Source organism: Limosilactobacillus equigenerosi DSM 18793 = JCM 14505, from assembly GCF_001311375.1.
GTDB lineage: Bacteria > Bacillota > Bacilli > Lactobacillales > Lactobacillaceae > Limosilactobacillus > Limosilactobacillus equigenerosi.
Genome location: NZ_BBAS01000002.1, coordinates 77,947 through 102,053 on the forward strand (window position 1 = coordinate 77,947; position 24,107 = coordinate 102,053).

Sequence of the window (24,107 nt, forward strand, 5' to 3'; positions counted from 1 at the left end):
TCTATCCACTAATAATATTTACAAATACTAAACAGGATCTTTCGCATCACCGCACTCCGGATGCGGAAATCCTGTTTTTCGTTGGAGGAACTAACTTATGAGTGAATACGTTATCGGGGTTGACCTCGGAACCAGTGCCGTTAAAGTTTCAGCTATGAACCACACTGGTGAAATTGTCGCCCAACAAAGCTACGAATACCCATTAAGCCAACCTAAACCCGGATACAGTGAACAAAATCCACAAGATTGGCTTTATGCTACGACGATTAGCCTTGATCGCTTAATCTTGAATAATCAGCTTAAACCCGAAGAAATTGCCAGCATCTCCTTCTCCGGCCAAATGCACGGATTAGTCCTATTAGATGAACATAACCAAGTCCTCCGTCCAGCAATGTTATGGAACGACACGCGGACAACGGCCCAATGTGAAGAAATCACGGCTAAACTTGGCGATGAATTTGTTGATATCACTGGTAATCAACCCCTCGAAGGCTTTACCTTGCCAAAATTACTTTGGGTTAAAGAAAACGAACCTGAAATTTGGTCCAAAGCCAAAACCTTCTTATTACCAAAGGACTATGTTCGCTACTGCATGACTGGTGAATTGGGCATGGATTACTCTGATGCCACTGGGACGGTCTTGTTAGACATCCATACTGGTCAGTGGAGTGAAAAGATTGCTGAAGCCTTTGATATTCCAATGTCGATGTGTCCCCCACTAATCAATTCAATTGACTTAGCCGGTCACATTTCTGAATCTTACTCGACCTTCTCCGGCCTCTCAACGGCAACGAAAGTCTTTGGTGGCGGGGCTGATAATGCCTGTGGGGCAATCGGAGCTGGGATCTTACAACCTAATATGGTCATGTCATCAATTGGGACCTCTGGGGTCGTCTTGAAATATGAACCAGATAATCAAGTTAACTATCATGGGCAAATTCAATTTGAAGATCATGCGATTCCCGATACTTACTATTCAATGGGAGTTACATTAGCCGCTGGTCACTCTTTGAATTGGTTTAAAAAGACTTTCTATGCTGAAACCGACTTTAGTGAGATGGTAGCCGCCGCTGCCAAACGGCCATTAGGTGCCAACGGCTTACTTTTCACCCCATATGTAGTTGGTGAACGGGCCCCTTACGCTGATGCCGATATCCGCGGTAGTTTTATCGGAGTTGATAGCATGCACACGAGTGCTGACTTCGTTCGGGCCGTCATGGAAGGAATCACGTTCAGCTTCAAGGATATTATGGCTATCTACCAAGCCAATCAGCGGGACTTCGATACCGTCGTCGCAATTGGTGGGGGCGCCAAAAGTGAACTTTGGCTCCAAATGCAAGCCGATATCTTTAACAAAAAAAAGTCCTGGCCTTAGAAAATGAACAAGGTCCTGGCCTCGGTGCCGCCATGATTGCGGCCGTTGGTTTAGGTTGGTTCGACTCACTCCAAGATTGTGCCAAGGAATTTGTGCACTTTGGACGTGAATACCAACCAATTCCCGAAAATGTGGCTAAATACCAAGCGCTGTATGATATTTACCACCAAGTTTATAAGCAAACGAAGAGCTTATCTCACCAATTATTAGCCTTCCGGCGCAATTAAACGCTTGATCCTCTCCAAAATATGGAGAGGATTTTTTATTGACATTACTTCCCATAAACGATATAATTACTATGTTAATTTGATGCGGAAGTAGTTCAGTGGTAGAACATCACCTTGCCATGGTGGGGGTCGCGGGTTCGAATCCCGTCTTCCGCTTTACCCAACCCTTAAGTCGTGAATAAAATTCACGACTTTTTTATTTTTATCCCCCATTTATTTAATTCAGGAGTATAATAAAGAAGTTATTTCGGGAATTAGCTCAGCTTGGTAGAGCGCGTCGTTCGGGACGACGAGGTCGCAAGTTCGAATCTTGTATTCCCGATTTTTCAACTAGCACCCGAGGGACTCCCATTTCCCTCGGGTGCTTTTATTTTTAAATTTTCAACAAATTTGGTTGACAAACCAAAATCAAGGTGTAAAATGTTAAAATAATTACAGAATAGTTAAAAAAACAATTAAACACTGAAGAGAAGAGTAGTGACTAACAATCCAATCCAGAGAGCTTCAGGTGGTGAGAAGAAGTGTTTTGAAGGTCATGAAGATGAGCTCTGAGTCAGATTGACGGGTCAACATTGGCTGGTCAATCCGGTAGCAACCGATATATTGCAGGGTATTTCCAATTCCTTTGGAGTACCTACTAAGGTTGCTAATGTAAATTAGTAATAAACACAGGGTGGCACCACGAACGCTTTCGTCCCTCGATCATTTTTTTGATCACGGACGGAGGCGTTTTTTATTTTTCCCATGAAAGGAGTCCTGATTTATGACCGCTAACGCTAGTAATGGTTTCTTATTACAAACCCACCGATGGATTAATCACGTTCAAACCAATCCCCTGAAACTTGCTATTGTCAATCTAATGCCCACCAAACTCGCAACGGAGCGGCAATTTTTAACCCAATTTAATCGCTTAGACACTGATGTCGAAATAACGTTTGTTTATCCCGTTACCCATAAATTTAAAGGTACGCCCCGCGCAGATATCCAAAGCGCATACACTTCCCTAGCCACCATTGCTGAGCAACACTTCGATGGCGTCATTATTACGGGCGCCCCCGTCGAACATTTACCCTTTGAACAAGTCGACTATTGGGATGAATTCCAGACGATTTGTGATGCTGAACACCACGCCCACCAAACTTTACTAGAATGTTGGGCCGCCCAAGCCGGTTTGTTTAATGATTTTGGGATTCCAAAACAACCCGTTAAGCATAAAGTATTCGGTGTCTACCAAGCCGATACCACTTCCGATGAATTTGCCAATTGCCTCGGGGCGGGAGGACTCTTCAAGATGCCGCAATCCCGCCATACGACCAGTTTAATTAACCCGACGACGTTACCAAATGACATAGCAATTGTCGCTAGTAACCACCAAATCGGGCCCTTAATTTTACATTCCCGCCACCATCGGCGTACTTATGTCACTGGTCATCCCGAATATGAAAAAAAACGACTCTCAACCAAGAATATGAACGTGATCTAAAGAAACACTTGCCCATTCAGCCACCTCTTAATTATTTCCAAGCCAATGGGCAAATCGACTATTCTTGGCAATCCTCAAGCCAAACCTTTTATCAAACTTGGCTGAATCAAACTAAGAAAGCAGGTAATTAATTATGAGTAAGCAACCACAATATCATTTCGAAACTTTACAAGTCCACGCTGGGCAACATGTTGACGAAACCGGCGCCCGCGCCGTGCCAATTTACCAAACTACTTCTTATGTCTTCAAAGATGCCGACCAGGCGCTAAGCGCTTTAGCTTAAGGGAACCGGGCAATATTTATACCCGGTTAACTAACCCCACGACGGCAGTAGTCGATGAACGCGTGGCCGCCCTGGAACACGGAACCGCTGGAATCACCTTAGCCTCGGGCTCGGCCGCCATTACCGCCGCCATCTTGAATATCGCTAAGGCCGGCGATGAAATCGTCTCTGCTAGCACGATTTATGGTGGGACTTACGATCTTTTTGCGGTTACCTTACCTAAATTAGGGATTACGACTAACTTTGTTAATCCCGACAATCCCAATAACTTCGCTGCTGCAATTAACGAGCACACGAAAGCTCTTTACGTTGAAAGTATTGGGAATCCGGGAATTAATTTAGTTGATTTTAAAGCCATTGCCAAAATTGCTCATGAGCACGGGATTCTCTTTATCGTCGATAATACCTTTGGCACTCCTTACCTCGTTAAACCATTGGATCTCGGCGCTGATATCGTGATCCATTCCGCTACGAAGTTTATCGGTGGTCACGGTACCACGATGGGAGGCATCATCGTAGAAAATGGTCAATTTGATTATCACGCTAGCGGCCGCTACCCGGACTTCACCACCCCCAACGCTCAATATGACGGGTTAGTCTTTGCCGACCTAGCACCAGCAGCTTTTACCACTAAAGTTCGAGCTGAAAGCGCCCGTGACTTAGGCGCCGCCATTAGCCCCTTTAATTCTTTCTTACTCCTACAAGGTCTTGAATCCCTCTCACTCCGGGTCGAACGCCACGTTGAAAATACCAAGAAAATTGTCGCCTTTCTCGCTAATCACCCCAAAGTCGCTTGGGTTAATTATCCGGAATTACCCGATAGTCCTTACAAGTCACTGGCTGATCAATATTTCCCGCACGGTGTTGGTTCCATCTTCACCCTCGGCTTAACTGGTGGTGAAACCGCCGGTAAGGAATTAATTAGCCACCTTAATTTATTCTCCTTACTCGCTAACGTTGCCGATGCTAAATCATTAATTATCCATCCTGCTTCAACGACCCACGCTCAATTAAGTCCCGCCGAATTAAAAACCGCCGGCGTAACCCCGGATTTAATCCGTGTTTCAGTGGGAATTGAAAACGTTGACGACTTAATTGCTGATTTAGATCAAGCACTGAACCAACTTTAATTTAAAGCATTAATTTAACTACCTTTTTTAGAAATTATTATCTTGAAAAAGGTAGTTTTTTACGACCATTAACGTTATTCTAAAAAGCGAACTTTGGTTTAGGGAGATGATGAAACATGAATCAACGGCAAATCGGAATTTTACTAGCGGTGAGTGGCGCCTCGTGTTGGGGCCTTTCCGGCGCGTCATCACAGGCATTATTTAGTAGTACGAATGTTGATCCATTATGGTTGGTGGCGTTGCGGATGTTAGGAGCAGGGATTATCCTCACCGCCTTTTCCTTAATCAATCAACGGAGCGCCCTTACCAAATTAGTCACGACGAAACGCAATTGGACGACATTAATTATCTTCATTTTATTGGGGGTGATTAATTCACAATTATCATATTTTTTAGCGATTAAACATAGCAATGCGCCCACTGCGACCGTTTTACAATATTTATCACCATTATTAATCGTATTATGGATGGCAATCCGCCACCACCAATCACCCCGCCGAACCGACCTATTTTCAATGGTCATTGCCATGATTGGGACCTTTTTACTTGTCACCGGTGGGCATTTCGACCGGCTAGCCATTACGCCCCTCGCGCTCGTCCTCGGCTTGTGGGCTGCCGTGGCATCGACGATTTATACGTTACAACCCCGGGAGTTATTAACACAATATTCATCCCAAGTCGTTTCGGGGGTGGCGATGCTTTGCGGAGGGCTCGGATTACTGCCCGTCTTACTCACCCAGCCCTGGCCACACTTATCACTTGCCGGTTGGGGATTAATCATGTATATTATCATCGGTGGAACCGTCTTGGCTTATACGCTCTTTTTACAAAGTGTCACGTATGTTAGCCCGATTACCACTGGCATGTTGAGTGCATTTGAACCACTCGTTGCTACTGCTGTCGCAATTGGATTTTTAGGCACGCAATTAAGTCTCGGGTCATTAACCGGAATCGTGTTAGTCATTATGACCACGTTCATCCAAGCATTCCCCGACACGGTCTTGATGCGGCGCCAAAAAGGAGTTAAATAAATGTCGAACTTACCAACCGTCGCCTTCGTGTGCGTCCACAATTCATGCCGGAGCCAAATTGCCGAAGCCTTAGGTAAGCAATTAGCTGCCGATACTTTTACCAGTTATTCAGCCGGTACGCAATTAAAGGATCACATTAACCCCGATGCCGTCCGGCTGATGCAACAAATTCATCAGCTTGATTTACCAGCCACGCAACGGCCCAAATTAATTGATGAATTACCACCGATTGACATCGTCATTACGATGGGGTGTGATGTTGAATGTCCAACGCTTAACTGTCGCTATCGGGAGGACTGGGGCTTAGATGACCCTACCGGCCAAAGCGATGACGTCTTTGCTGACACGATTGCGACCATCGAAGCCAAAATTCTCGAATTAAAATCCCAAATCGAAAACCACAAATTACCGTTTTAACAAAAACGCGCCGTTTCCAAGTTTGGAAGCGACGCGTTTTTTAGCTAATCATTCGGTTGTAGCAATCGTTCAAATTGCTGAATTTTTGCTTGAACTTGTTTCAACATTCGTCCTCGATAGGGAGCTAACTTTAATGCATGGTAGCCAGTTAAACTTCGGGTTCGATAATCCGGATCATACAATTTAGGTGGTTTAGTATCTAAGTTAGCATGCCAACTTTTTAATCCACGATGTAAATCGTTCTTCCGCGCATAATTAAAACTTGCCCCGTTGATAATCCCCGGTAAATCAGGAGCTTGTATCGCCACTTCATTTAAAAAAAATTGCCGGCTTGATCAAGAATAAATTCGGTTTGAAAATTAATCACCACTTTAAAATTGGCGGGTACTACTTGCCCCAGTTTAATTTTATTATGTAACCGCGCCGATTCATGACAAGTATACTGGCGCGGCGATAAGGTTTTAAGATACTTGGCTAAAGCTTGGGCATCCGTTTGACCAGCTTGACCATAATGTTGTTGGACCCATAACGCTTGTTGGGCCGAAATGATGTAGCGAAATTGATGAATTTGACGCTTTAACTCACCATCTACGTCTTGATTTAACATTGTCCTCCCTGGAAACGCCTTGCGTACCACCCGCGAAAATGTCGTCCACCAGCGATCATGCGGTGCTAACTCAATTTGATGAATCAACTCCGTTTCAACCGCGTTAATTTCTAACGGCATCTTTAATCGGTGCATAAATTTTGCCAACCAGCGCCGGGCACAGTTGGGTGTTGCTAAGTAGCTCACTAACCACCATTTGACCCGCTCATTTACTTTCATCTTATCTCCTGTCATTAGTCGTCTCCCAAATCATTAATTGTGCATACTTGATATTAATTTAATTATTCTTCACAAGAATCCCTTTAAAATCAATCTGATCGCGTAACGCTTCGTAAATTGGCCGACCACCAAGAAAATCAATCACTAAATATGCGACAAAGGTTACTAGTAGCATCGGTAAAATTTGATCAACCGTCCCGACCATTTCACATAATAACATCACCGCAGTAACTGGCGCTTTTTCAATCGCGCCAAAGTACCCCGCCATACAAATCACTACAATATTAGCGTAATTATCAATCGGAACGATTTCTAAGCCAATCATGACCGTCGCTCCAATCACCCCTAATAATGCTCCTAACACTAAAATCGGCATAAAAATTCCCCCCGGCACCGATGCACCATATGACACCATCGAAAATCCAAACCGGATGATTAAAAAGACGACCATTAAACTCAGCATGCTAGTTGATTCATGCATCAATTGGGTAATAAAAGCTGGCGTAAAGAAGCGATTAATTAAATTATGACTGCCCCCTAAAAGAATTGGTTGCCATAATCCAATTGGAATTACTAATAATAAAGGAATCACACTATGATATTGACGAGGTAACTTATCCAGCCACCCATAAAGTCCTCTTAAAGATAGTAACGAGTACTGATAAACGTAACCTAACACGCCTAAAAGCACCCCAACCACGATTAGCGCACCATACGCGTTAACTGGTAAGTTAGTTTTAATCGGTAAATACAAACACGGCTGCGTCCCAAAGAACAAAATCGTTACTAAATCAGCGGCTACCGTGGCTGATAAGGCCGGGATAATTACTTTCGGTTTAAAATTAAACGTAATTTCTTCCACTAAAAACAAAACCCCCGCAATCGGGGCACTAAACGCAGCCGCTAACCCAGCGGCCACCCCACAAGCTAATAATAAGTTTCGTTCGTCCTCGTCAGCTTTAAAAACATCCTCCGCTAAGCCTTGGCCAACGGCTGCCCCCATTTGAATACACGGACCTTCCCGCCCTAAGAATAAACCAGGACAAATTACTAATAACCCCGCGACAAATTTTCGCCAAAGAATTGACCACCAGGCCATTTGATTTTGCTTTAACATAATTGCTTCAATTTGCGGTACACCCGAACCAACGATATTCGTTAAATACGGACCAATCAACTTCCCCACTCCCCAACAATTAAGCACCATCAAAACTCCGTAGGGAATGATAATTACTGGATGCAACCGCAAATACGGATAGAGAACATACAAAAATTGCAACGTATGATCAATTATTAATCGAAAGATACTGACAATTAAGCCCGTAATTACTCCCACTAATAGCCCCTTCAAGAGTTGGGATAATAATTTCGAGGAAAACGGTCGATTTAAAATTTGCCGAGGTTTCAATTTAATCACCTTCAATCTAACTTTTAACTGCTTTGTACCAATTTTACACCCAAAAATAAAAAGAGCCCCAGCTTTCTTTAGCTGCGGACTCCCGTAATTAACTAATTTTATCCAATCGCAATGGTCCCATTGACAACTAAGACAATTGCCACCACTGCTAAGAGGGTAACTAACGTCATCACTAGTTTTTCAACTCCACTAATCCGGTGATCATTTTCCCGGCAACCTTGGTAGTAAATAATAAACCCAGGAATAAAGGAAATTGATACTAACAGCACTTCTTGCCAGCCGGCTAAAAACATGCAGGCCAACTGGAAACCAGCCGCCAGCACCCCAATCAGGAATTGTCCCCATTCCTTATGTTCAGCTGAGTACTTCATTTGATATAACCCAACTAATAAGTAAGAGAATAAAATGGCGGCCGCACACAATGAATAAGCAAATTTGTAAGCTTGTTGCGTAAAGAGCAATGAGAACAAGAAGATTGTTTGTAAGACCCCAGTAATCATCAATGAAGCCGTGGGGGCATTCTTATCATTGACCTTTCCCCACAATTTTGGCATCACCCGATCTTTGGCAACTAACATCGTGGTTTCAGCTGGCAACATCGTCCATGATAACCAAGCAATCACCGTTGAAATAATTAATCCTAGATTAATGGCCACGCCACCCCAGTGACCAACCACTAATTCCAATGCATTCCCAATCGCTGGTTGACCAGCATTGGCCAATTGCGTCCGCGTTAAGACCCCATATGGCAAAATTGAAATCATGACATAAACAATCACTAACAGGACAAACCCGATAATGGCAGCTTGTTCTGATTCTTTCCGACTCTTAGCCCGGTGCGCCATCACCGACGCCCCTTCGACCCCAATAAAGACCCAAATCAAGGTCATTAATGACCCTTTCATTTGGTCCCAAATCGAACCGGTGGTCGTTCCTCGCGTCGTATTGTTGACTACTTGACCCCAAAAATCAGCCGTAAACATTTGCGCCTTAAAGAAAATCATGATGACAATGATGAACAGCAAGAGTGGTAACAGCTTAAACGCCGTCCCAATCGTATTAATAAAGGAGGCTGATTCAACCCCACGATTAACTAAAAGCGTTAAAATCCAACAAAAGATAATGGCGACTAAAATTGATGGTAAATTTTGGCCCCCTTTAAACAGCGGGAAGAACGTCCCTAACGCTGACATTAACATCGTAGCAAAGGCAATATTACCTAGCCAAGCCGATAGCCAGTATGACCACCCAGAAATAAATTCACCGAGTGGACCAAAGCCGGCCCCAGCATAAGAGAAAATCCCTGCTTCTAAATCCGGGCGCTTATTCGAAAGGTTGTTTAATGCTAACACGAGCATCAAAATCCCGAAACTAACAAATCCCCAAGCCAATAACGCCGGCCCGGGAGCTGAAGCAGCAGCCACGTCACTCGTAATCCCAAAAATTCCCGTTCCAATACAAGAACTAACAATCAACGCTGTTAGCCCCAGCCGGCCAATCCCTTGTTTTTCATCCATAATGATCTCTCCCATCTTTTTAAACCAAAAGCGGCGGGTTGCTAAGTTGGTTTTTAGTTACCATCAGCTCCCCTCCGCTTAACTTATTTCAACAAACTGTTGTTAAATGTCTTCCCGAACTAATGGGCATGACATACACCGTGGACCACCCCGGCCCCGAGATAATTCACTCGACCGAACTTCATGAACTAAAATCCCGTGTTCGCGTAATAATTCGTTGGAGACATAGTTCCGGTTGTAGGTCACTACTTCCCCTGGTGCAATTGTTAACGTATTTGAACCGTCATTCCATTGTTCCCGTGGCGCCACAATTGGATCCCCGTTCCCCGTTGGGATCAGGTCAATTTCTGATTTATTAAGAACCGTCTTTAAGACTTCCTTAATATCAGTGTGATGTTCAAACGTGGTCTTGCCGTTGTCACCCAAGCGCACAATCCAGTTATCAACGTGCCCGTTTTCATCAAGGATGGCTGGGTGAACCGTAAATTGATCATGATTAATCATCGTAAAAACCGTGTCTAAATGCATCATGGCATGGTTATGTGGAATTGAAATGGCCACAATCGTGTCGTAATCAGAATTCTTGAACAGATGACGACCAATATCTTCAATTGCATCCGCCGTCGTCCGTTCGGAAATCCCAATAGCTAAGACGTGGTCAGAAAGGACCAATTCATCCCCACCTTCAATGTGAGTTTCATGATTCCGACTCCGCCAAACTGGGACTTGTCCCGCAAAGCGCGGATGATGATTAATAATGTATTCCGTAATCAAGGATTCCCGTTGTCGGGCTGGAAAGGTCATCCGGTTAATCGAAATTCCTTCCCCAATCGCTGCTTGTGGATCCCGCGTAAAGTAGGCATTCGGCATTGGATCCATTAAGAACGGCCAATCTTGGTTTTCGGCTACTAATTGTAAGTCCGGCCGGGCAATATCAATTTCGTTCGACCGTACCCCTTCAATAATTTTGTCAATCATTGTTTGCCGATCCATACTTGATAAATATTCCACTAATGCGTCGTGGGTTGCTCCAGCCACGTACCCAGATTCAGCCACCATCCGTTGCAAAAATTCCTTGCAAACGTCATCGTCAGCAATTGCTTCAGCGGCTAATTTTTCAAAATAAAGCACTTCGATATCTTGATCACGTAAGGTTTGCGCAAAGAAGTCATGCTCTTCCTGCGCAATTGGTAAATATGGAATATCATCAAAGAGTAAGCGTTCCATTGAATCCGGCGTTAGGTTTTCAATTTCACGTCCGGGACGGTGGAGCATTACCGTCTTTAACTTCCCAATTTCTGAAGTTACATGAATTGGACTTGTCATTTCATTCACCTTCCTTAATTAACTATGAATTCGCGTTCCTAATTTCCCGGCTAAGGCATCATCTAAACCACTTAATGAAGTAATGATTGCTTCCCGTTCAGGATGTCCAGCGACAAAGGCAAGACAGGCTTCAATCTTTGGTAACATCGAACCCGGCGCAAATTGGCCTTGGACAATGTATTCTTGGGCCTCCGCCACTGATAAATCGGTTAATTTCTTTTCCGTTGGTTGATTGTAATTAACGTAAACATAGTCAACCGCCGTTAAGATGATTAACTTGTCAGCAGCTAAATTATCAGCTAGCAATGCACTTGAACGATCCTTGTCAATCACGGCTGGCACCCCTTGCAAGCCGGATGCGGTTTCTACGACGGGTACCCCGCCACCACCACCAGCGATTACCAAATCACCGTGTTCGATGAGCGCTTTAATACTGTCTAACTCAACAATGCGCGTTGGTAATGGTGATGGCACCACTTGCCGATACCCACGACCAGCATCTTCGACAAACGTGTAACCTTTTTCAGCAGCAACTTGATCTGCTTGCTCTTTTGTATAGAAGTCACCAACCGGCTTTGTTGGATGTTCAAAAGCTTGGTCAGCTGGATCAACAACTACTTGAGTAATTGTTGTGACAACATTCTTTTTCACCATTTGATGGTGTAATTCGTTTTGGAGACTTTGTTGTAAGTGATAACCAATGTAACCTTGGCTCATCGCCCCACATTCAGGGAATGGGAAGGCGGCCGTTTTACCATTTTGCGCCGCATAATCCATCCCAAGATTGATTTGTCCAACTTGGGGACCATTTCCGTGACTAATGACAACTTGATTACCGGCTGTAATTAACCCAATTAATGATTCTGCAGTCTGCTTAACTAAGTTCAATTGTTCAGCGGGGGACTTACCTAAGGCATTCCCGCCGAGCGCTACAACTACCTTTGCCATCGTTCGCTCCTCCTTTAGTCACCTAAAGTGGCCACCATTACCGCTTTAATCGTGTGCATCCGGTTTTCAGCTTCCCGGAAGACCACTGATTGTGGACCTTCAAAGACTTCATCGGTCACTTCCATTTCAGTTAAACCAAACTTAGCTTCAATGTCCTTTGCCACGTCCGTATCAAGGTTGTGGAAAGCAGGTAAGCAGTGTTCGAAGATTGCATTTGGATTTTCGGTTGCTTCCATTACTTCCTTCGTAACTTGGTATGGTTGTAATAATTCAATCCGCTTCTTCCACATTTCATCTGGTTCACCCATTGATACCCAAACGTCAGCGTAAATTACGTCCATGCCCTTAACACCGCTCTTGATATCGTTAGAAACCACAATCTTGGCCCCAGTCTTAGCTGCAATTTCATTGGCTTTGTCTAAGACTTCCTTCGTTGGGTTTAATTCAGCTGGGGTAACCACGTGGTATTCCATCCCCATCACAGCTGCCCCAAGCATCAACGCATTCGAAACGTTGTCTTGCCCATCACCAACAAAGGCAAACTTAATATCTTGGTATGGTTTCTTTAGAACTTCGTGCGCCGTTAAGAAATCAGCTAAAACTTGCGTTGGGTGATCTTCATCCGTTAACCCATTCCAAACTGGTACACCGGAGTATTCCGCCAACGTTTCCACATTGCGTTGTGAAAAACCACGATATTCAATTCCGTCAAACATGCCACCTAATACCCGAGCGGTATCCTTAACTGATTCCTTCTTCCCAATGTGCGAGCCGGAAGGTCCAAGGTAGGTTACGTGAGCCCCTTGATCCTTCGCCCCAACTTCAAACGCACACCGCGTCCGAGTTGAACTCTTTTCAAAAATTAAGGCAATGTTCTTACCAACTAAATGCTTTTGTTCCGTCCCAGCATACTTGGCCTTCTTCAGGTCTTCCGCTAAGTCCAGCATGTATTCCATTTCCCGCGTGTTAAAGTCGGATAATGTCAAAAAAACTGCGATTCCGTAAATTAAAAGCCATGATGTGGTTCCTCCTTTGTTTTCTTTAACTACATCTGTAACTTAAGTTTAGTAAGCGGTTTCAAAAATAATTGTTTTTTCCCCGCTTTAATCAACAACTTTTCTTTATTTAACACTTTAAAAATTAACTAATCGTTTACTTCCCCCTAAAACATGTATAATATTTGTAATATTATTTTTTAAATTTAATTAAGTGAATATTATTGCGCCTCAATGAAAGCGCTTACTTATCAGGTGAAATTCGCGTTTATTCATCAATATTCAACTTTATTCAAGGAAGGTATTAATTATGAATTTCTACATCATTGAAAGCGATATTAAAAATCAGCAATTGTTTACTAACTTAGTCGAAGATGATTTCGAAAATTCAATTTTGGGTATCACCGCTGATTTTACGCAAGCATATGATCAACTGTTACAATTCCGCGTAGATGTGCTCATTCTTCCGTTCGCCGCTGAAAATTCGGGCGGGGGTACAGGCGTTGATTTAATCACGCGTCTGCGCCAAGTAAACGTCCGTCCTAAAATCATTATTACGGGTCCAAATGATCATCAAATTAAATCACAAGCTTATCAAGCCGGGGCGTTAGTCTACTTACAAACCCCAATTAATGTTGATGAAGCGGCCCAATTGTTAAAATTAATTAGTACCCAAGTAACCTTAACTACCAAGTTACGAACTATTTCGCAACTTTCTTCGATAACTCAACTACAACTTCATCAACAAGTTAGCCGCGATCAAATCGAACATGTCTCTGATATTTTACGTTTCTTAGGAATTGCGGCCGAACCTGGCAGCCATGATATCTTAAAAATTATTCGTCTAATGGTTTATCAAAAACTAAATTTTAATGACATCGATTTTGAACGTGATTTAAAATTTGATGACCGAGAAAAGAAAAATTCATTACAGCGAATTCGGCGAACCCTTAAAGTAGGTATTACCAATCTTGCAGCCATGTGCATTGATTATCCCGAAAATGAACTTTTACTGGAGTATGCTAATAATCTATTTGAATATAAAAATATTCATGTTGAAATTCAGCGATTAAACCAAGAGCAACCTGATAATAGTCAGCTTTCTTTACCACACTTTTTTGATGGATTACTACAAGAAGCACTAAAATATGACCAATAAAAATCGGCATCTGATCTCAATTTCAACGATCAGATGCCGATTTGATTTATTTAGTAGTTAGATATTGCTGAATAAAATTTTTGACGGTGTTAGCCGCAATTTCATTAGGACTAATAATAATTAATGTATCATTTCCAGCCAACGTGCCAACAATTAATTTTTCATTAGGGTGGGTATCAAACTCCCCTGCAACGATGGTGGCAAAATTAGAATTAGGGGTCGTTTTGACAACATTCATAAACTTTACGGTTGTTACGCTTTCTACCCATTGTTTAATCATTTGAATTAAGCGCCATTGGTCCCGCGTTACTTGTAATTCTAATTTTGCATAGTGCGTACCAACTTGGTGATCATGAACCTTAACAATGCTCAATTCTTCTAAGTCACGCGATACTGTAGCTTGCGTAACTGTATAACCTTGCTGATTTAATAATTTAATTAACTCTTGTTGATTTTTGATGATGTTTTTAGTTACTAATTGTTCTATCGCTTGTCGTCGTGCTTGATATTCCATAGTTCCTTCATTCCTTTTCGTATGTCAACATTCAAGTTATTAAGCAGATAGGTGCAGTTAAAGTCATTTAATTTATTATGCATTTATAATTGCATAAATAATGCAAAAGCGCAACCAATAAACGTATAATCACCGTATATTATTGACTTTAAACCCTTAAGATGTTAAATAAATAGTAAGGAGGCGTATATTATGCAAAAAGTAATAATCGATCAAGAATTTTGGAATTTATTTCCCGCTGCCCAGATTAATATTTTGTTTGTTGATGGGATTGATAATCATGACACTACCTTATCCATAGTCGAGCGTGAAAAATTGTTAACCGAAGCAATGGAAACTGCTAAGCAATTATATTTGAACGATGACTCATTTAAAGATAATCCGTTGATTGATGAATGGCGACAAATTTTCAAACAATTCACTACCAAAAAAGGCGCTCGTGCATCGATTGAAGCATTATTGAAACGGGTACACAATGGTAAAGGGGTTACTCCGGTTGACCCACTTGTCGATCTTTATAATTTCGTTTCTATCAAAAATGGTGTGCCAGTTGGAATTGAAGATCGCGATAAAATTGCTGGTGATTTACATTTAGGGTTGGCTCATGGTGGCGAAAGTTTTCAACCAGTTGGGGCTGAAAATGATGATCCAGCACGGGAAAACGAACTAATCTATTACGATAACGATGGTGCTGTTTGTCGTTCATTAAATTGGCGCGATGCCCAACGGACAATGTTAACAGCTGATTCGAAAAAAATCGTAGCTGTCATGGAAGCAATTAATGACGATCAAATCACGCGAACCAATGATGCTATGAAACAACTTGCTAACTTAATCGAAAAATATTTTGGAATTAAACCAACAGGAATTTTCCAACTCACGAAGGACAATCCCGTAGCCACAATTGAATAATTTCCACAAAAAAGACGCTGACTTTCGCCAGCGTCTTTTTTTTAGATATGCGGATAAAGAGAATGGAACTCACCGCACTATCCCTTTAATACCAGCATTTCAATCTTCTAATTATCCTAAATGTGCCAATTACGTGCCTCATTTAATTTGTCCACAAATCCATCATTTGATTATCTAAATCACGATCGGCTTTAACATAGGTTCTCGTAAAAACAGCCACACTATTTCCTAATTTTGAAGCCGCCCATGGGTAAGACATTCCAGGTTTATTAGCTAACTTAGTACTGACAGTATGACGGAAGCTGTACATTGATAATTGCTTACACTCAGAATCAATTTTAAGGTTATCGCATATCTTATGTAACATATCATTAAAGCTATGCTGAGAAATCGGACGTCCTTCCGCGCATTTCCGATAATCTCCTAGATTTATAAATATCCGACCGGTATCATTATCAATTTCATGATCATTCAGAAATTCTAATTGCTTTAATTGATACCGACTCAATATCTTAACTAATTCCATTGATAATGGTAAACAATCCCGTGATTCCCCTTGTGGACGGCTTTTTAATGCACCATTTAATTCACCTGTCATATCTGACCATGAATCGTGGATTCTGAATAGCTTTCTTCCATCTACTTCAATTAAATCTTTAAACGTCAGCGCCTGAATTTCTCCTGGTCGCATTCCTGTCTCCATTGCAATTAATATTGCTAATCGAGTTCCCCAGCGAGAAATATGTAGACTTTGAAAATCAGAAATAATCTGTAATTTAATTCGTTTTAAATCATCATCAGTGAAGACATATTGTGATTGTCCAATATTAAAATCACTCGTCCGGAAAAACTGTTTCAATGCATTTTTTGGAACTGGATTGGTTTTAACAACAGTTCCAACCAAACTATCAAAGTAACATCTTAAATGATTTAATCGAGTAGCCAATGACGATTTCGAGCTAACTCCCGCCCGAGGATTATCCGTGATAAATTGATGCGCAAACTGATTAATACAGTTAGTATTTAATTCACCAATCTTCTTACCTTGAAAATACTTACTGAATACCTTGAGCGAATACTTCCAATTATTAAAAGTAACTGGTGATATTGTGATTCGTTTTGATTCCACAAATTTTTCAAATGAAGTAACAAAATCTAATTTACCATCATTTAAACGATACCCTTGCTCAAATTCAATAAAAAGCCTTCGTTCTAATTGAGTTGCCTCTCGTTTACTTTTAACATATTTAGTTGGCAAACTAACTCGTTCATGAGTTATTGGATCTCATGGCTGAACTCTAACTTGCCAAAATCCTTTTCGTTTCCCTGTTGTAATCTCTTTTATCATTAAATATCCTCCATAATAGGAAGACCGCACATTAACGACACTGTTAATTGTACGGTCATTTTACTATTTAGTCCACTTAGTTTTCCGAACAAATCCTTGTTTAATTAACCAATCTTCAACTTCTGGAAGATAATAATACTTTCGACCAGTACTACCAAGTTGTCGATAAGGCATGCCATGCTTAATCATTTTATACATCATAAATGAGCTAATCCCTAACTCATGTTGTAATTGGGCCCCATTTAAAAGTTCTTCACTAAGCATCATCAATCTTTACCTTCCGTCTTCCTTGGTGTACGATTAACCAAAGGATTATTTTTATTATTCTTTATTTTGAAGAAGTCACTAGTAACTTTGGTCGGTTTAGTGACTTCTTTTTCTTTTTCAATCAATCCTGTTGCGGCATTCCAATAATCATCTATCCACCATCGATTCGCCAAAACTTCTTGTCTAATTTTATTAATTTCAGTGTTAACGTTTAACGATGGATGGAATCCATCCAACTCATTAACTTTGTCAAAATAATCTAACAATAATTCTTCAAAGTAATCTAGCCCATCTTGTCCATACACTCGATATATCTTGTACATTAAACTAGCTCCACCACCATTTAAAAAAATAACGGATACTTCTTGTAAAGCTCTTTAATTCATCTTTTCCCAACGTAACTAATAATCCATCATGCGATTTAATTTCTAGCATGTGCCACAATTTAAGTAACTCGCCATTCTTAATTAGTTTCCAGCGACTAATAATTTGTGTTACTAACAATTCATTGAGATCATTGAAACTATCGCAATCTGATATCTGTTTTCCGATCTTCCTAGCTAGCTTGTGCTTAAATTCACCCTCAAGCCTAATCCAAGATTTAAACCCTAGAGCTCTTTCATAAAAAGGTCCTAACTTATCTATTTGTTCTTTTCGTTTGTCATAAAACCTTCCATATGCATCGCTTGATCTAGAATTTATAGTTATTCCCGTTGTTTCAAAATTCTTAGCAAACTCACCTATCGTCGGTGTTTGATTATTTTGATTCTTAACCTGAATTTTTCCGTCTTTAACATCTTGATATAGTTCACTCAAGATCACATCAGAATTATAAACATCAATTGCAATATCTATTCTCGTTACGTGGCCACCTAAATCGTAAACTTTACCAATCAACTCTTGCCAACGATAACCAAGCTCCTCGTAATTCGTATATAAATCAAACAATCGTTTACCAGTTGCATCGAAATATATCAATAGTCCCTGTTTTAAATCATAATCCAATTCTCCAGCACGCCACATGATTTGAATATTCTTACCAGAGTCACCCCATCCAATCGCCCTATCATAGCTTCTATTTCTTGGTAACTCCTCCGAAAATGGTCCTAATGTTCCTTTAAGTCTAAGCTCATCTACAATCTGATTAACTCTATCCCATTGGCTCATTCCATCAATATTGGGCACTGACAACGTTATTTGATCAATATCAGTTTCTATCAAACACATATTTTATCCCCTCCAAACTATCATAACCCCCCTTATAGTATGCGGGGGTTTGTCCTAAAAACTAACTTTATTTCAATTGCTTCTAATCACTTTTTGGCAACGTTATTCTTAACGTTATTGTTGCCTTATGCTTATGATTAACCATTATTCAAAACAACCAGTTAACCCAACGCTTTCGGTTGTACATTCACTGACTTCCGCTCCGCGCTCTTTCCCGCCACTCCAGCTGGTGCTTCGTTATGGTCAATCGATTGTCGCTACAGTCACCATTGTTAATCTGGTTGTTTTGTCGATAAGTAATAGTAAAGCATATATGCAACAATCACCGGTGGCATTCCCTTACCAGTGAGGATGTCGAAGCAATCTATGACAAAAGTTCTATATGGACCTTTCACACACTTAATAAGGGATTTTCTGACCGTTTGATCTTGGTCATACGTGGTTAATCCTACTGATTTAATCAATGGTTTTAATTCCATGGCAAATAATTCTTTCACACTAATTTGCCCGCGCAGACCATTCTCAACTAACTTCTCCATTTCCGGATAAGCTCCGGCATCCTTAAACATTTCTCGCAATTGATTATAAAAATATTCATATTGTTCAATATCACCATTCAACAGTTCACGATCAGTTTCTAACTCCGTTTCTTTTGTCTTTAGACGATCTCTCCAACGATTAAGTGCCTCCCTTTGATGTTCAATTGCTTCAATCTCTTGTTGAGCACCTGCTAACTTTTCTAATGTTTGTTCATACTTAATTACATTTCCCATTCTATTTTGTCCTTTCTGATCAACAATTATCCATACAGCAATTAACACACCGGCAATTAAAAATATCACCGCCAACCACAATGGTAAAATACCAACAAATGTTATAATTTTTAAAATAATGCCAAAAACAAATTCAATCTTATCCATCATTGCGGTTATTACCTTTCAACTTATTAACTACTTTGCCAGTAAAACTAGGATTAAGCCACGTAAATGATCTACCATTATTATTTATCACACTTGCATATGTCTTGTCGACGTAATCTTAACCTTAATAACATCCCCAACTTTTAAATCTTTAGCTTGCCGACATTTAATCATATATTTCCCGCCATTAAGTATGCCACCCATAACCTCAATCCGAACATTAAGTAATGTTTCGTCTTTAGGGTTGTCGTTTAATTTGGTCACCCTTAATTTTGCTTCTTGCAACAATGCAACTAACTTTGGATTAACGATAACATTGTCACTCGCTTTCCACTTGACAGATGTGTCCCCCATGAGCACACTCCTCCTTTCTTATTTGTTGCCTCTATTTTTCCACTTAATCTTTAGACACACTAAGTGGACACCTTAAACAAAAAAAAGACGTGTCAACCACTTGGTATGACACGCCTAACTTCAATCTAATTACTCGGACACTTATTATTTTTTACATTAATTTTTTGAATTAAACCATAAACTAACTCATTAATAGCCAATACAATTTCCTCATCTCCTTTGGAATAAATTTGCATTTCTTTTAATCTGTTAACTAACTTATGGATTAACGAATCATAAACCTGCTTAATATCTGTTGAATCCAAATATTCTATATCATCAGATAATAAATCCTGAACCATTGCAATATAAGGAACATTATTAATAGCCTTATCTAATTGGATTAATTTTAATGCTTTTTTGCTTATCCACGTTTCTCCCTTTATTTTTCTCTTATTAATACCCGTTTCATAATTTTCAGTTAAGTCAACCGGTAAATTTTTAAATCCGTAATGTCCCCTTTCAATTCTCTTACGAAGAGTATCCGCTTTAACACCAACTAACTTAGCTGCATCTTTTAATCTAATAAATTCATCATTTTGACTCATTTGATATGAACTCCTTAATAATTTATTTATCAACATTATATAATCATTTTGGGAATAAAATTTTAATGTAGGCACACAATAATTACACGTAATTGACAAATAAGGAGCCACCTGAAATCCAATAGTGGAAATCTGGTTGCCCCTTATTTTATTTAGTTATGTTTATACTTTTTCACTCCAATTAATCCCATTAATACTGTAATTAGTAATCCTAAAATTCCAATTTTAGGATTAGCTTGATTAATACTTTCTCCTGTTTGAGGCAAAGTGTTGGACATATCTTGTAATTTGTCATCAGTTTTATCAACCTGTTTATTATTAGTAGTACTAATAATCTCATGACTAACTTTTAAATTAAACTCCTTATTCGAGGTATTATCTACTTTTTCAAACAAAATCATACTATTAACATCATTTCCTGTGACAGATAATATTAGCTTTTCTGGTTGAATCAACGGTTCGCCTACTTCATGCGTTGGTAACGTCAATGTCGGCTTTTCCGGTTGAATCAATGGTTCACCTACTTCATGCGTTGGTAACGTCAATGTCGGCTTTTCCGGTTGAATCAATGGTTCACCTACTTCATGCGTTGGTAACGTCAATGTCGACTTTTCTGGTTGAATCAATGGTTCGCCTACTTCATGCGTTGGGATTACATTACCTATAACTTTAACATTAACAATGGATTGAAGTTTTTGATGATTATCTGTAGCTTTAATAACTACTTGATAATTACCTTCATGATCAAAATCAACATCACTTCCAACAATATCAAACTTCAATGCTGAAGTTTTAGGCATAATCTTAGGGTTAATTAAATTTAATAATTCATCATTATTCTTTACTTCACCAACTTTAAAACTAACTGTTTCTGGAACAATTAGTTCTTCATTTGGATATCCTGGAACTAACTTTCCATCTTGAACCATAAAAATTTGCTTATTAGACGGTGTTATCGTTACGTTTCCTAAATCAGCTTGTAACCGTGATGGTCCTTCTTTATGAGTTATTACTACCTTATAACCATCCGCATTAGCTAAAGTTACAACTTTATTTGGTTGAGTTTGACTAGCAATAATGTGATTACTATAAACAGATTTACCCTTTGAATCATAAATATCAATTGTTGAATAAACATCATCCCCAAATGCCCAATGTGGTTGTACTGGATAAGATTGGATTGTTAACGTACCTGTACCATTATTATCACTAATGGTGTTAAAAATAACATTGCTACCACCCATTAACGTAATTTGTTCAATCATAGCTGATGCCCGTTGGGTTAACTTAGAGTTAGCTAATTGTAACGCTTTATTACTTAAATTATTTACTAATTCTTCAGCTTGTTTTAATTGAGTTAATGTTATTGACGGTTTCAATTGTGAATATGAATTATCCGTAAATAAATCACGTACTTTCGTTAAAATATTATCAGTTAACGTCATTGATTGCGATTGTATACTATCAGATTTCACATATACATATGGATTCAGCAAAGAGATCGTACCATCGTCACTTATTAATGTATAAACCCCTATTGGTAAATCAGTAAAAGTTAAATCTCCGTTTGCTGGAAGTTCAAATTTCTTAATGATTTGATTACCGTTTCGAAGTTCAAACTGGTGTCCTTTAGCTAAGCTAGGATTTGTAAATGTTAATTTGGTCGTCCCAGTTAATCTAGTTTTCAATAAATCATTAGTTGATACCAATGACAATTCATTCTTAAGACTATCTTGATCCCAACCTAACTGAGCAATTACATTATTAATTTTATTTTTATCCACCACTTGGGCTAATGGAACTATCGGTTCAGAATTAGAATTAGCTAAATTTAACATCGTGACTTGGTCAATTGGAACCCCCATTAATAAAAAGTACGGTGTTACATCAACATTATAAGAATCTTTAAATGATTGAATCCAATCTTTACCTAAATCACTGGAATTTTTACCATCATTCGCAACTTTACGATGATATTCATTAAAAATTTTCCAACTATCAGTATTTTTATAATCAGCTAAACTTAACAATAAAATCAATCGTTCTCGTAATCCAACTTGATTAAAGTTTTGGTGTTGTGTCAATACCTCTTGAATCACTTGTTGGATATTTTTTTCTTTTCCACCATCATAAATCCATGACTTATGGCTAAATTCTTGATTAGTTGGATAGGTATACTTAGCTTGGTAAATTGTTCCATAAACATTATTAAAATTATCAATAATTTGCATCCAATCAGAAGGAACTTCATAACCATGAGCAATTTCATGCAATGTTAACCAACCAATTGTTAAATAAGAAGCCACTGATGAACCATTGATTGCAATCCAACGACCACCATTATAATACGCAGCACCAATTCCATTTTTATCGGGCATTGCAAAATAACGTCGAACAACTGGATGACTACTTTGGTTATACTGAATTCCCGTTAACTCTGCATACAATTTAAAAACTTGTTGATCATATTGATTTAATAAATCATCCATATTAGTTTGCATAACTCGCAAAATATCCGAATATGGAATTTGAAGTTGTATATTGTAAGCCTGCATTAAAGCATATGGACTCTTACTAGCATCCCATTTCGTTTGAACCGTTTCTTGTTTAGAATCATGTGAAAAAAATAGGTAATTCATCAATCCTACCACTAACAATACGATACTGAACTTGGTATGACCCAGTTGATGGAGTTTTAATATATGGAACATTATCCGCTTCTGCTGTCACAGTCACCCAATCATCACTACTTTTTAAATTAATTAATTGTTCGTTTTTACTACTAGAATCAATTAAATCTAGTGTTAATGTATCTGTTGCTTTAGGTGATTGTGTTACTTTAACCTGAATTTGTGCCCCCTTTGTCATCGTAATTCCTAATGCTTGTCGATCCATACTATTTCCCATTGGTCGGCCTTCTCGATTAGTTGCTTCGTTAGGAGCTATACTAAAGACATCAACAGTCTTAACTACTCCATTATCAATTCCACTTGGCCGGTGATTAAATAGATTGATTGCCTCGGTTACTTGATCTAACAATCGCTTTCGTTGTTCAGACGATAGATACGTATTACCGGTTACAGTTTGTTGAACTTGTTGTAAATCACTTTCCGAAATTCCCAATGCTAACTGATTACGATTATTTCCCTTAAACAAGGATTTAACATTTTCAGTTAAATTAACATAATCTGTTAAGTTCAATAATGTTCCTTGATTAGTAACTTGATAAGTAAATGTTTTAGGCTGATTTAAATCCGTATATTTTAAATTTTCTGTGGATGGTTGAATTCGACCTGGTTCGTCTTGAAAAATTGAAAAGGTATCATTAGCTTGTAATTGAACTTCTTTTTTTAAAGCTTACACCTTTGTTTCCAATAAACTCATGTTGATACAAATTATTCTGATTTCTATTTACGGAAACCCTACTATAAACATTATTACCATAGTAATCATGCGGATTATATCCGTTTCCAGAAATTATTAATTGACGATTATTAGTATCATAACTAACAGTTCCATACTGCCAATTACCAACTCCTGTTAACCTCCATTCATCAGTGGAATTTTCAATATTTTGATTTCCATCTCCAATTGGTTGTTTTAAATTTTCCAATGGAATAAATGGTTGAACCTTTAATGTATTCTGCTTACTATCGTCAGTACTAATACCGACATCGGCACCAGTATCAGCATGCACAATCATTGGCGTTCCGACCATTACACCAAAACCAATTAATGCAGAAACTAATCCAACGTGTAACTTAATTAATTTATATTTAGGATTAATTTGAGTTTTATTCTTCATTATTTATAACCATACCTCTATACGATATTGAATTACATT

General features: G+C 39.4%; 23 protein-coding genes, 2 tRNA genes and 3 pseudogenes. 10 read left to right on the forward strand and 18 right to left on the reverse strand.

Going from position 1 to position 24,107, the window contains the following annotated elements; translation table 11 throughout:
* Nucleotides 1-97 precede the first annotated feature (97 nt).
* The 8 genes and pseudogenes from xylB to JCM14505_RS01985 all read left to right on the forward strand — a co-directional run bounded on the left by xylB (nucleotide 98) and on the right by JCM14505_RS01985 (nucleotide 5,946).
* Nucleotides 98-1,602, forward strand: a pseudogene (gene xylB / locus JCM14505_RS01955) (xylulokinase).
* 84 nt (nucleotides 1,603-1,686) lie between these two features.
* Nucleotides 1,687-1,758: transfer RNA gene (locus JCM14505_RS01960), tRNA-Gly, on the forward strand.
* 92 nt (nucleotides 1,759-1,850) lie between these two features.
* Nucleotides 1,851-1,924, forward strand: a tRNA-Pro gene (locus JCM14505_RS01965).
* Between the two features lie 441 nt (nucleotides 1,925-2,365).
* A complete protein-coding gene (locus JCM14505_RS01970; protein ID WP_263848927.1) occupies nucleotides 2,366-3,085 on the forward strand; it encodes a homoserine O-acetyltransferase/O-succinyltransferase family protein in 720 nt (239 codons plus the stop codon).
* A gap of 8 nt (nucleotides 3,086-3,093) precedes the next feature.
* Nucleotides 3,094-3,216, forward strand: a complete 123-nt coding sequence (locus JCM14505_RS09890) for a hypothetical protein (protein WP_263848928.1) — start codon at nucleotides 3,094-3,096, stop codon at nucleotides 3,214-3,216.
* 2 nt (nucleotides 3,217-3,218) lie between these two features.
* A pseudogene (locus JCM14505_RS01975) lies at nucleotides 3,219-4,498 on the forward strand (O-acetylhomoserine aminocarboxypropyltransferase/cysteine synthase family protein).
* A 116-nt stretch (nucleotides 4,499-4,614) separates the two neighbouring features.
* Nucleotides 4,615-5,529, forward strand: coding sequence for a DMT family transporter (locus JCM14505_RS01980; protein WP_054652506.1), 915 nt, complete (start codon nucleotides 4,615-4,617; stop codon nucleotides 5,527-5,529).
* Nucleotides 5,530-5,946: an arsenate reductase ArsC gene (locus JCM14505_RS01985; protein ID WP_054652508.1), complete on the forward strand. Its 417-nt coding sequence runs from the start codon at nucleotides 5,530-5,532 to the stop codon at nucleotides 5,944-5,946.
* Between the two features lie 44 nt (nucleotides 5,947-5,990).
* Here JCM14505_RS01985 and JCM14505_RS09895 read toward each other — a convergent pair whose 3' ends face one another.
* From JCM14505_RS09895 to argF, 7 genes and pseudogenes are all read right to left on the reverse strand, one after another.
* Nucleotides 5,991-6,254, reverse strand: a complete 264-nt coding sequence (locus tag JCM14505_RS09895) for a DUF3114 domain-containing protein (protein ID WP_054652510.1) — start codon at nucleotides 6,252-6,254, stop codon at nucleotides 5,991-5,993.
* A 5-nt stretch (nucleotides 6,255-6,259) separates the two neighbouring features.
* Nucleotides 6,260-6,787: a DUF3114 domain-containing protein gene (locus tag JCM14505_RS09900; RefSeq protein WP_082405586.1), complete on the reverse strand. Its 528-nt coding sequence runs from the start codon at nucleotides 6,785-6,787 to the stop codon at nucleotides 6,260-6,262.
* A gap of 43 nt (nucleotides 6,788-6,830) precedes the next feature.
* Nucleotides 6,831-8,189, reverse strand: a complete 1,359-nt coding sequence (locus JCM14505_RS02000; protein WP_054652603.1) for a ClC family H(+)/Cl(-) exchange transporter — start codon at nucleotides 8,187-8,189, stop codon at nucleotides 6,831-6,833.
* A 98-nt stretch (nucleotides 8,190-8,287) separates the two neighbouring features.
* Nucleotides 8,288-9,706 (reverse strand): basic amino acid/polyamine antiporter, encoded by a 1,419-nt coding sequence (locus tag JCM14505_RS02005; protein ID WP_054652514.1) that lies wholly within the window; start codon nucleotides 9,704-9,706, stop codon nucleotides 8,288-8,290.
* Between the two features lie 102 nt (nucleotides 9,707-9,808).
* Nucleotides 9,809-11,032: an arginine deiminase gene (arcA, locus tag JCM14505_RS02010; protein ID WP_054652516.1), complete on the reverse strand. Its 1,224-nt coding sequence runs from the start codon at nucleotides 11,030-11,032 to the stop codon at nucleotides 9,809-9,811.
* An 18-nt stretch (nucleotides 11,033-11,050) separates the two neighbouring features.
* Nucleotides 11,051-11,980 carry a carbamate kinase gene (gene arcC / locus JCM14505_RS02015; protein ID WP_054652518.1) on the reverse strand — a complete coding sequence of 310 codons (930 nt, stop codon included), beginning with the start codon at nucleotides 11,978-11,980 and terminating at the stop codon, nucleotides 11,051-11,053.
* Between the two features lie 14 nt (nucleotides 11,981-11,994).
* Nucleotides 11,995-12,997, reverse strand: a pseudogene (gene argF, locus JCM14505_RS02020) (ornithine carbamoyltransferase).
* 288 nt (nucleotides 12,998-13,285) lie between these two features.
* Between argF and JCM14505_RS02025 the strand changes: the two are divergent.
* The gene (locus JCM14505_RS02025) at nucleotides 13,286-14,134 is read left to right on the forward strand and encodes a DNA-binding domain-containing protein (protein WP_054652520.1); all 849 of its coding nucleotides are present in this window, start codon (nucleotides 13,286-13,288) and stop codon (nucleotides 14,132-14,134) included.
* A 46-nt stretch (nucleotides 14,135-14,180) separates the two neighbouring features.
* Here JCM14505_RS02025 and JCM14505_RS02030 read toward each other — a convergent pair whose 3' ends face one another.
* Entirely contained in the window at nucleotides 14,181-14,648 is a 468-nt protein-coding gene (locus JCM14505_RS02030; RefSeq protein WP_054652522.1) for an arginine repressor, read from the reverse strand.
* A gap of 192 nt (nucleotides 14,649-14,840) precedes the next feature.
* Between JCM14505_RS02030 and JCM14505_RS02035 the strand changes: the two genes are divergently transcribed.
* Nucleotides 14,841-15,560, forward strand: coding sequence for a B3/B4 domain-containing protein (locus tag JCM14505_RS02035; RefSeq protein ID WP_054652524.1), 720 nt, complete (start codon nucleotides 14,841-14,843; stop codon nucleotides 15,558-15,560).
* Between the two features lie 142 nt (nucleotides 15,561-15,702).
* Here JCM14505_RS02035 and JCM14505_RS02040 read toward each other — a convergent pair whose 3' ends face one another.
* From JCM14505_RS02040 to JCM14505_RS02085, 10 genes are all read right to left on the reverse strand, one after another.
* Entirely contained in the window at nucleotides 15,703-16,818 is a 1,116-nt protein-coding gene (locus JCM14505_RS02040) for a tyrosine-type recombinase/integrase (protein ID WP_054652526.1), read from the reverse strand.
* Nucleotides 16,819-16,971: 153 nt separating this feature from the next.
* The gene (locus tag JCM14505_RS02045; protein WP_306455172.1) at nucleotides 16,972-17,175 is read right to left on the reverse strand and encodes a hypothetical protein; all 204 of its coding nucleotides are present in this window, start codon (nucleotides 17,173-17,175) and stop codon (nucleotides 16,972-16,974) included.
* Nucleotides 17,175-17,498: a hypothetical protein gene (locus tag JCM14505_RS02050; RefSeq protein ID WP_054652528.1), complete on the reverse strand. Its 324-nt coding sequence runs from the start codon at nucleotides 17,496-17,498 to the stop codon at nucleotides 17,175-17,177. Before JCM14505_RS02050 ends, JCM14505_RS02045 begins: the two co-directional genes overlap by 1 nt.
* Before the next feature lie 4 nt (nucleotides 17,499-17,502).
* Nucleotides 17,503-18,402, reverse strand: a complete 900-nt coding sequence (locus JCM14505_RS02055; RefSeq protein ID WP_054652530.1) for a replication initiation factor domain-containing protein — start codon at nucleotides 18,400-18,402, stop codon at nucleotides 17,503-17,505.
* A 272-nt stretch (nucleotides 18,403-18,674) separates the two neighbouring features.
* Nucleotides 18,675-19,325: a hypothetical protein gene (locus JCM14505_RS02060; protein WP_054652532.1), complete on the reverse strand. Its 651-nt coding sequence runs from the start codon at nucleotides 19,323-19,325 to the stop codon at nucleotides 18,675-18,677.
* Between the two features lie 84 nt (nucleotides 19,326-19,409).
* Entirely contained in the window at nucleotides 19,410-19,676 is a 267-nt protein-coding gene (locus tag JCM14505_RS02065) for a hypothetical protein (RefSeq protein ID WP_054652534.1), read from the reverse strand.
* Between the two features lie 125 nt (nucleotides 19,677-19,801).
* The gene (locus JCM14505_RS02070; RefSeq protein WP_054652536.1) at nucleotides 19,802-20,263 is read right to left on the reverse strand and encodes a hypothetical protein; all 462 of its coding nucleotides are present in this window, start codon (nucleotides 20,261-20,263) and stop codon (nucleotides 19,802-19,804) included.
* Between the two features lie 152 nt (nucleotides 20,264-20,415).
* Nucleotides 20,416-22,902, reverse strand: coding sequence for a putative mucin/carbohydrate-binding domain-containing protein (locus tag JCM14505_RS02075; protein WP_054652538.1), 2,487 nt, complete (start codon nucleotides 22,900-22,902; stop codon nucleotides 20,416-20,418).
* The gene (locus JCM14505_RS02080) at nucleotides 22,877-23,464 is read right to left on the reverse strand and encodes a hypothetical protein (protein ID WP_054652540.1); all 588 of its coding nucleotides are present in this window, start codon (nucleotides 23,462-23,464) and stop codon (nucleotides 22,877-22,879) included. Before JCM14505_RS02080 ends, JCM14505_RS02075 begins: the two co-directional genes overlap by 26 nt.
* Before the next feature lie 124 nt (nucleotides 23,465-23,588).
* Nucleotides 23,589-24,068, reverse strand: coding sequence for a hypothetical protein (locus JCM14505_RS02085; protein WP_054652541.1), 480 nt, complete (start codon nucleotides 24,066-24,068; stop codon nucleotides 23,589-23,591).
* Nucleotides 24,069-24,107: the final 39 nt, after the last annotated feature.